Consider the following 2,972-nt stretch of genomic DNA (forward strand, 5'->3'; position numbering starts at 1 on the left):
TTTTTTTGTTGCTGCATCGTTGATCGCACTGTTCCCCCTGGGGTGGTGTGTGAGGTGTGGTGATGCCGAGAATGACATCTTAGTTAGATATTGCTCATTTGAGGACTTTCATTGTGTGTGAAAGTTTCCAAGGGCGCATGGTGGATGCCTTGGCAACAGGAGCCGAAGAAGGACGTGGGAATCTGCGATAAGCCTGGTGGAGTCGATAACCGGACGTTGAGACCAGGATTTCCGAATGGGGAAACCCCGCACGACGTGTCGTGTGACCCCCGGTTGAACACATAGACCGGGTGGAGGGAACGTGGGGAAGTGAAACATCTCAGTACCCACAGGAAGAGAAAACAAAAGTGATTCCGTTAGTAGTGGCGAGCGAACGCGGATGGGGCTAAACCGTATGTGTGTGATACCCGGCAGGGGTTGCATGTGCGGTGTTGTGGGCCCCTCCTTGTCATGTCTGCCGGCATGGCGCAGTGAGGTGCGGGCATATAGACGAACCAGTGTGGATGCTGGACCGTAGAGGGTGAGAGTCCCGTAGTCGAAATGTGTTCCGCCGCTGTTGGAGGGTTGCCCGAGTAGCACGGGGCCCGAGGAATCCCGTGTGAATCTGCCAGGACCACCTGGTAAGCCTGAATACTACCTGTTGACCGATAGCGGATCAGTACCGTGAGGGAATGGTGAAAAGTACCCCGGGAGGGGAGTGAAATAGTACCTGAAACCATGTGCCTACAAACCGTTGGAGCCTCCTTGTGGGGTGACAGCGTGCCTTTTGAAGAATGAGCCTGCGAGTTAGTGATACGTGGCGAGGTTAACCCGTGTGGGGAAGCCGTAGCGAAAGCGAGTCTGAATAGGGCGATTGAGTCGCGTGTCCTAGACCCGAAGCGGAGTGATCTACCCATGGCCAGGTTGAAGCGCGTGTAAGAGCGCGTGGAGGACCGAACCCACTTCAGTTGAAAATGGAGGGGATGAGCTGTGGGTAGGGGTGAAAGGCCAATCAAACTCCGTGATAGCTGGTTCTCCCCGAAATGCATTTAGGTGCAGCGTCACGTGTTTCTTCCCGGAGGTAGAGCTACTGGATGGACGATGGGCCCTACAAGGTTACTGACTTCAGCCAAACTCCGAATGCCGGGAAGTGAGAGCGTGGCAGTGAGACTGTGGGGGATAAGCTTCATAGTCGAGAGGGAAACAGCCCAGACCACCGGTTAAGGCCCCTAAGCGTGTGCTAAGTGGGAAAGGATGTGGAGTTGCTGAGACAACCAGGAGGTTGGCTTAGAAGCAGCCACCCTTGAAAGAGTGCGTAATAGCTCACTGGTCAAGTGATTCCGCGCCGACAATGTAGCGGGGCTCAAGTACACCGCCGAAACCGTGGCATTCAGTTTTGCTGGATGGGTAGGGGAGCGTCGTTCACGAGGTGAAGCCAGCGGGTAACTTCTGGTGGATTGTGGACGAGTGAGAATGCAGGCATGAGTAGCGAAAGACGGGTGAGAAACCCGTCCGCCGGATGACTAAGGGTTCCAGGGTCAAGCTAATCTGCCCTGGGTAAGTCGGGACCTAAGGCGAGGCCGACAGGCGTAGTCGATGGACAACGGGTTGATATTCCCGTACCAGTGAAGAACCGTCCATGTTGAGCCGGTGATACTAACCGCCCGAACCATCCCGAACCCCGTCTTTGACGGGGTCGGTGATGGGGAGCGCGGGACCTGAACCGGGGAGGCAAGCGCATTAACAGGTGTGACGCAGGAAGGTAGCCGGGCCGGGCAATGGAAATGACCTGGTCTAAGGGTGTAGGGCTGCCGGTAGGTAAATCCGCCGGCTGTATGCCTGAGACCTGATGGGCGCCCACATGGTGGGTGATCCGGTGATCCTATGCTGCCTAGAAAAGCATCGGCGTGAGGTTCAAACTGCCCGTACCCTAAACCGACACAGGTGGTCAGGTAGAGAATACTAAGGCGATCGAGAGAATCATGGTTAAGGAACTCGGCAAAATGCCCCCGTAACTTCGGGAGAAGGGGGGCCCCAACCTTGAGCACCACGTGCTGGTGTGAGGGGATCGGGGCCGCAGAGACCAGGGGGAAGCGACTGTTTATCAAAAACACAGGTCCATGCGAAGTCGTAAGACGATGTATATGGACTGACTCCTGCCCGGTGCTGGAAGGTTAAGGGGACCCGTTAGCTTCGGCGAAGCGGAGAACTTAAGCCCCAGTAAACGGCGGTGGTAACTATAACCATCCTAAGGTAGCGAAATTCCTTGTCGGGTAAGTTCCGACCTGCACGAATGGAGTAACGACTTCCCCGCTGTCTCAACCATGAACTCGGCGAAATTGCATTACGAGTAAAGATGCTCGTTACGCGCAGAAGGACGGAAAGACCCCGTGACCTTTACTATAGTTTGGTATTGGTATTCGGTGTGACTTGTGTAGGATAGGTGGGAGACTGTGAAGCGGGCACGCCAGTGTTCGTGGAGTCGCCGTTGAAATACCACTCTGGTCACTCTGGATATCTAACTTCGGCCCGTGATCCGGGTCAGGGACAGTGCCTGATGGGTAGTTTAACTGGGGCGGTTGCCTCCTAAAATGTAACGGAGGCGCCCAAAGGTTCCCTCAGCCTGGTTGGCAATCAGGTGTCGAGTGCAAGTGCACAAGGGAGCTTGACTGTGAGAGTGGCAGCTCGAGCAGGGACGAAAGTCGGGACTAGTGATCCGGCGGCTCGTTGTGGAACGGCCGTCGCTCAACGGATAAAAGGTACCTCGGGGATAACAGGCTGATCTTGCCCAAGAGTCCATATCGACGGCATGGTTTGGCACCTCGATGTCGGCTCGTCGCATCCTGGGGCTGGAGTAGGTCCCAAGGGTTGGGCTGTTCGCCCATTAAAGCGGTACGCGAGCTGGGTTCAGAACGTCGTGAGACAGTTCGGTCCCTATCCTCTGCGCGCGTTGGAAATTTGAGAAGGTCTGTCCTTAGTACGAGAGGACCGGG

1 rRNA gene is annotated in these 2,972 nt (G+C 55.7%); it reads left to right on the top strand.

The annotated features are described in order from the left end of the window. Window positions 1-117 precede the first annotated feature (117 nt). Window positions 118-2,972, top strand: a 23S ribosomal RNA gene (locus tag DE149_RS11530); the annotation flags it as partial.

The sequence above is a fragment of the Micrococcus sp. KT16 genome (genome assembly GCF_003315015.1).
Taxonomy (GTDB): Bacteria; Actinomycetota; Actinomycetes; order Actinomycetales; family Micrococcaceae; genus Micrococcus; species Micrococcus luteus.